Below are 6,255 nucleotides of genomic sequence, written 5' to 3'. Positions count from 1 at the left end.
GCCAGCTCTACACCGGATACTTGCCAGGGACTCTTGATTCCCAGTATCTGGGCATATAGGTCTTTGTCTCTCATAGGGGATTACGATAATCTACCCACTCCATTTGGGGAAGAGCCAAAAAAAGGAACCTTATGGCAGCCTGCCTATTACGATCATGCACTACGCAAGGAAGACAACCACAAGGAAATCGCCCGCTATATCGTCGCCAATCCTTTGCGGGGCGGGCTGGTGAAATCTCTGGGGGACTATCCTCACTGGGACAGCATCTGGCTGGAGTGATGTGCCAGCATCTTGTCGGACTAAAGTCCGACCTACCAGGGGGAACACCCGAAATTCCTGTCGGGCTGAAGCCCGACCTACGACCAACTGTAGGTCGGACTTCAGTCCGACCCACACCACAAGCCGGAGAAAACCACTGATGTTCCGCATCACCCAGTACATGAAGGAAATCCTTGATCCCAAGCCCCTGGGACCGAAACGCAATCCCCCCGGCCCCGTGGTGATCTGGAATCTCATCCGCCGCTGCAACCTCACCTGCAAGCACTGCTATTCCATTTCAGCGGACACGGACTTCCCCAACGAACTGTCCACCGAACAGGTGTTTGGGGTGATGGATGACCTGAAACAGTTTGGCGTGCCCGTGCTCATTCTCTCCGGCGGCGAGCCTTTGCTGCGCCCGGACATCTTCGATATCGCCCACCGGGCCAAGGACATGGGATTCTATACGGCCTTGTCCACCAACGGCACCCTCATCGATGACAGCAACATTGAGAAGATCGCCGATGTGGGCTTCGACTACCTGGGCATCTCCATCGACGGCATCAGAGAGACCCACGACAAGTTCCGCCGCAAGGAAGGCGCCTTCGACGCCTCCCTGGCCGCCCTGCGCCGCTGCCACGACCTAGGCATCAAGGTCGGCCTGCGCTTCACCATGACCCAGGACAATGCCGCCGAACTGCCCCAGCTGTTACAGCTCATGGACGACGAAGGTATCGACAAGTTTTACTTCTCCCACCTCAACTATGCCGGGCGGGGCAACAAGAACCGCAAAGACGACACCCATTTCAAGACCACCCGATGGGCCATGGACCTGCTGTTCGAGCGCACCATGGAGGACGTGAAGAAAGGCCGCAACACCGAGTTTGTCACGGGCAACAACGATGCCGATGGCGTGTACCTGCTGCAATGGGTAAAACGGCACTACCCGGAACAGGCAGAGCATATCCAGGCCAGGCTGGAACAATGGGGCGGCAACAGCTCCGGGGTGAACATCTCCAACATCGACAATCAGGGCCGGGTACACCCGGACACCATGTGGTGGCACTACGACCTGGGCAACGTCAAAGAAAGGCCTTTCTCCGAGATCTGGCAGGATACATCCGACCCCATCATGGCCGGTCTCAAGCAGCACCCCCGCCCCGTGACCGGCCGCTGCGGGAAATGCGCTTACCTGAACATCTGCAACGGCAACACCCGGGTGCGGGCCCTGCAACTCACGGACGATCCCTGGGCGGAAGACCCTGCCTGCTATCTGAGTGATGAGGAAATCGGTTTGTGAACAGCGGTCGCAAAGCACACTGGGAACAGGTCTACCAGGACAAGGAAGAAGGCCAGACCAGCTGGTTTCAACCCCGCCCGGAAACCTCTCTGCGCCTCATAGCCTCCACAGGAGAACCCGCAGACGCCCCTTTCATCGATGTGGGTGGTGGTGTATCGCGGCTGGTGGATCATCTTCTCGACCAGGACTGGTCGAACCTCAGCGTACTGGATATTTCCCCCAGCGCGCTGGCCTATGCCCAGGCGCGCCTGGGAGAGCGGGCCACACAAATAAACTGGCTGGAAACCGATCTACTGGAAGCCGGTCTGCAGGGACCCTACCGCATCTGGCATGACCGGGCTGTGTTTCACTTTCTCACCGAAGCGGAAGACCAGGCTCAGTACCTGCACCAGCTGAAACATGCCCTGGAACCCGGGGGTCACCTGATCATCGCCACCTTTGCGCCTGAAGGCCCGGAGGCCTGCAGCGGCCTCCCCGTGCAACGCTATTCCCCCGGACAACTGGGACATACCCTGGGAAAGGCGTTCCGTCTTAACGAGACCATCGCGGAAGAACACCACACACCGGCGGGCAAGATTCAGTCATTCAACTATTGCCGTTTTCAGTATCAGCCATGAACAGAATCATGAAATACTTACCAGCCATTCTGCTGCTGTCTTTCTCTGCTGCCGCCGTGGCAGCAGATGACACCCCCACCCTGTACCTGCAGCACTGCGCTCAGTGCCACGGACCCGATCACCTTGGCGCTGCCGGCCCTGCCCTGCTGCCCCAGAATCTCAAACGCCTGAAGAAAAAAGCCGCCAATGAAGTCATCGCCAAGGGACGCCAGGCAACACAGATGCAGGGATTTGCCGACAAACTCAAGCCGGCACAAATCCAGGCGCTGGTGGACTACATCTACACACCGCTGGAAAAGATGCCCGTGTGGGACATGGTCACCATCAGAAACAGCCAGATCATCCACCACAAGCACGGCAGCCTTCCGGACAAACCGAAATTCAAGGCGGATATCGACAATCTGTTCATGGTGGTGGAGCTGGGCGACCACCACGCCACGCTACTCGATGGCGACAGCTTCGAACCCATCATTCGCGTTCCCACCCGCTTCGCCGTACACGGCGGCCCCAAATGGGCGGAAGGCGGACGTTATATCTATTTCCTGTCCCGGGACGGCTGGGTGAGCAAGTTCGATGTGTTCAATCTTGTGTGGGTCGCGGAGATTCGCGCCGGCATCAACGCGCGCAACCTGGCTGTGTCCCATGACGGCCGCTACGTGATGATAGCCAATTATCTGCCCCATACACTGGTGCTGCTGGACGCCAAAGACCTGACCCCGATCAAGGTCATCGAGGCAAAGGACAGTGAGGGCAACAGCTCCCGGGTGAGCGCCGTCTATACCGCCGACCCGCGTTCCAGCTTCATTGCCGCCATGAAAGACATACCCGAGGTCTGGGAGATCAACTACGAGGACGATCCCCCTGTGGGTTTTGGCAAATGGGTGCATGACTACCGGCCGGATTCCGGGGAAGAAACGGAAAAAGAGCGCTTTCCCATTCGCAAACTGCGCCTGAAAGGCATTCTGGATGATTTCTTCCTCACCCAAGAATACGACCAGATCATCGGCAGCACCCGGGGCGGTGGCGCCCAGGTGGTGGATCTGGATCTGGGCCGCGCGGTTGCCAAGGTGGATCTGCCCGGCCTGCCCCATCTCAGCTCGGCCATCACCTGGCCAAGAAACGGCACCACGGTGCTGGCCACCCCCAACATCCGCAAGCCGGAAGTCACCGTGGTGGACACGAAAACCTGGAAGGTCATCAAACGCATCCCCACCCAGGGACCGGGATTCTTCATGCGCAGCCACGAAAAGACCCCCTATGCCTGGACGGACGTGTTCTTTGGCCCCAACCGGGATCTCATGCACGTCATCGACAAACAGACCCTGGAGATCGTCAAGACCCTCAAACCCGCGCCCGGAAAGACCTCCGCCCACGTGGAATTCACCAAAGACGGCAAATACGCCCTGGTGAGCATCTGGGACATGGATGGCGCCATCGTGGTGTACGACGCCAGGACACTGAAGGAAGTAAAGCGCATCCCCATGAAGAAGCCGTCGGGGAAGTATAATGTACACAACAAACTCACCCGCTCAGCAGGAACCAGTCACTGATGAAAACGCTACTCTCTGTCTATCTGCTGCTGTTCAGCAGCCTTTTGATCGCTGCAGGCACCCAGGTTGAACTCGTGAAGGTCGAAGATGCCGACACCCTCGTGGTGAAGCTGGACGGCCGCGAAGACCGCATCCAGCTGCTCGGCATGGATGCACCTGAAGACACGCAAAACCCCAAGCTCAAGGTGGATATGGCGCGCACCGGCCTGACCGCGGGGGAACTCCTGCCCCTGGGGCATGAAGCAACGGAATACCTGCGTGCATTGGTCAAACCCGGCGACATGCTGCTGCTCTCCGGAGACCTGAAAAAACGCGACCGCTATGGCCGTATCGGAGCTGAAGTCACCATGACAAACGGGCTGTCCATCAACACCACCCTGGTAGCCGCCGGTTATGCCCGTCCCCTGAAGCCGGAAACCCTGCCCCAGGAGTTGCGTGATCGCCTGCAGCAGGCATGGCTGCAGGCCCGCGAACAGAAGCTGGGCTTGTGGGCTTCCCAGCCGGCCGCTTTTCAGGCCTGGGTGAAAGCACAGAAATAAGCCCTCTGTTCGCCCGGCAATACCGGGCAGGCCCAACCTATTAACCCGGCAACCAAGTATATCGCCCTCAGCCGCCCTGTCTGCGCTGGTGGCAAGGCATCAACACGCCGCTGTAGTCATTCTACAGCAAGAGTTGATAACGCAGTCCACCGGCGCAGACAGGGCGGCCTTTCTTTTTATTATCAATTTGTTAGGTGCTTCAAACAGGACGCGTATCGGTGTTGCGGCTTTTGACAAGGGCTTTCCATTGACTGCAAGCCGCGCCTTGATACGCGTCCTGTTTGAAGCACTGAGGACGACATACTTGGTCGCAGGGTTAATAATTACATACGCCATTGAAAACAATGGGGGTGCCGGCCTGTGAAAATGTCCGAGGCATGGTCGCCGAGATCAAGCCTACATGGATGTATGTACGGCGTTTTTCACAGACCGTCGCCCCCACTGTACGAGTTAGACGACGGGGCCTTGCGGGCAGGCCAGTCCTATTCCCCGCTGAGCAGTTCCCGAAGATTGCTCTGCATGCGGTGAATGCCATGACAGTCCGCACACACTCCTACTGCAAACTCGCCCATGTGGCGCCCGACCTGTTTGCTGTCGCCGGCGCTCAGGCCTTCCCGCACCTTGCCCAGGGCAGCCTGTGACGCCTTGCCCAGAATGCGCTCCCGCGGTTGCTCGTCTTTATGGCAGGAAGAACAACTGCCCCCCAAATCAGCCAGGCGCTGTTGCAGCTCATCCAGTGCGGTGATGCCCGCATCGGTTTGCCCGTCATCACTGGCGATCTTTATACGGTTGACCAGCAGGCTGAGGCGGGACATCACGCGGCTGTACTTTTCCTCTTCCATGGTTTCTTCGGATTCCACCCTGACCGGAGAAAAATCCGGCGCCCGGTAACGCAAAGCGGCAACCAGCTTGTAATCCACATGGCATGACTGGCAGGACTTGCCCAGCTTGCGCTGCAGCATCTGCAGATCGTCCAGTTTGCTGTTTTCGGCAGCCGCGATCATCTTGTCCAGCAACTCGGTTTCCAGCTCATCCTGCCACTCCGGCACCATCTTGCCGATGGAGCGGTAGTCTTCCTGCAGTTTCCCCAGCCATTTCTTCAGCAGCCCAGTCTTTTCCAGCGCCGCATATTCGGTAACCGCCTGCATCTCCCGGCGCAGACGGAACATGGTGTGCAGCCACACGTTGTGTTCATTGGCAGGCTTGTACCATTTTTCCAGGGAAGCGGGCGGCAACTGCAGGGTGATCTCTTTTTCTTCCTCTGCAAAGAGGGCGTGGCTGCCGGTCAGCAGCAGCAACAGGAATAACAGACGTTTCATAGGTTTCCTCTGGAAGAGAGTTCATAGAGATGGCGCTCGGCATCCAGCAGATGCTTGCCCCAGTGTATCTTGTAACCTTCACGCCAGTTCAGGAGCACGGTGTCCGGATCGGCGTCTTCGTTTTCCAGCATGTGCAGCCCCTGTTTCAGCTCGCAGTAGATATCCGTCAGATCGTCTGCCAGGCTGCCGCTGCGGCATTCCTCATGGCCAAGATCGTATTCCATCCAGTAGGCATCCTTGTCACCGAGCAGCTGATGCAGCTTGCTGAACAGGGAAAAGCGCATCTCCAGGTTGGCCTCAACGGGCTTGCCCCCCGACTTTTCCAGCTCCAGGATGGCGGAAACGGCCGCGTGCAAGCGCGGCAGAATCCTGACAACTTTGTTCAGCCAGTCCTGCTCCTCTTCACCCACCGCTTCGATAATATCGCAATAGTCCCTGGCCGCACGGCGCAACGCTTCAAATTCTTCGGTCATGACAAAACCTGCTTGCTACTACAAACCCTGAAAAAAAAGAAAAAGAGATGGGTTGATATGCAACCCCTGCAATTACTAACCTGAAGTTTCCCAATTTTTTGGAGCAATGAATATTAGAGTCGACTAATATGGCGGATAAATTAGTACTTGGTAATATTCTTGTTTATTTTGTTTCTTTCGCTTGAAAAACAATAGGTTA

6 protein-coding genes and 1 pseudogene are annotated in these 6,255 nt (G+C 57.3%); 5 read left to right on the top strand and 2 right to left on the bottom strand.

Annotated features, from left to right (window positions below; all coding sequences use genetic code 11):
* The 5 genes and pseudogenes from ACOCD2_RS10500 to ACOCD2_RS10480 all read left to right on the top strand — a co-directional run.
* Positions 1–279: pseudogene (locus ACOCD2_RS10500) on the top strand (hypothetical protein); the annotation flags it as partial.
* 139 nt (positions 280–418) lie between these two features.
* Entirely contained in the window at positions 419–1,558 is a 1,140-nt protein-coding gene (gene nirJ / locus ACOCD2_RS10495; protein WP_293647433.1) for a heme d1 biosynthesis radical SAM protein NirJ, read from the top strand.
* Entirely contained in the window at positions 1,555–2,175 is a 621-nt protein-coding gene (locus ACOCD2_RS10490) for a class I SAM-dependent methyltransferase (RefSeq protein WP_293647435.1), read from the top strand. Before nirJ ends, ACOCD2_RS10490 begins: the two co-directional genes overlap by 4 nt.
* Positions 2,176–2,183: 8 nt before the next feature.
* On the top strand, positions 2,184–3,725 hold the full coding sequence (locus ACOCD2_RS10485; protein ID WP_293647437.1) for a cytochrome D1 domain-containing protein: 1,542 nt from the start codon (positions 2,184–2,186) through the stop codon (positions 3,723–3,725).
* Positions 3,725–4,264 carry a thermonuclease family protein gene (locus ACOCD2_RS10480; RefSeq protein WP_293647439.1) on the top strand — a complete coding sequence of 180 codons (540 nt, stop codon included), beginning with the start codon at positions 3,725–3,727 and terminating at the stop codon, positions 4,262–4,264. The genes ACOCD2_RS10485 and ACOCD2_RS10480 overlap by 1 nt, the downstream gene beginning before the upstream one ends.
* A 482-nt stretch (positions 4,265–4,746) precedes the next feature.
* On the opposite strand, the gene ACOCD2_RS10475 is transcribed toward ACOCD2_RS10480, so the two are convergent.
* Together ACOCD2_RS10475 and ACOCD2_RS10470 are read right to left on the bottom strand one after the other, a co-directional pair.
* Entirely contained in the window at positions 4,747–5,583 is an 837-nt protein-coding gene (locus ACOCD2_RS10475; protein WP_293647441.1) for a hypothetical protein, read from the bottom strand.
* Complete coding sequence (locus ACOCD2_RS10470) at positions 5,580–6,056, bottom strand: DUF5063 domain-containing protein (RefSeq protein WP_293647443.1); 477 nt, start codon at positions 6,054–6,056, stop codon at positions 5,580–5,582. The genes ACOCD2_RS10475 and ACOCD2_RS10470 overlap by 4 nt, the downstream gene beginning before the upstream one ends.
* Between the last annotated feature and the right edge of the window lie 199 nt (positions 6,057–6,255).

The organism is Thiolapillus sp., assembly GCF_048562965.1.
GTDB lineage: Bacteria > Pseudomonadota > Gammaproteobacteria > Chromatiales > Chromatiaceae > Thiolapillus > Thiolapillus brandeum_A.
Note: the sequence above shows the minus strand (reverse complement) of the source record. Positions and strands in the feature narration are given on the sequence as shown.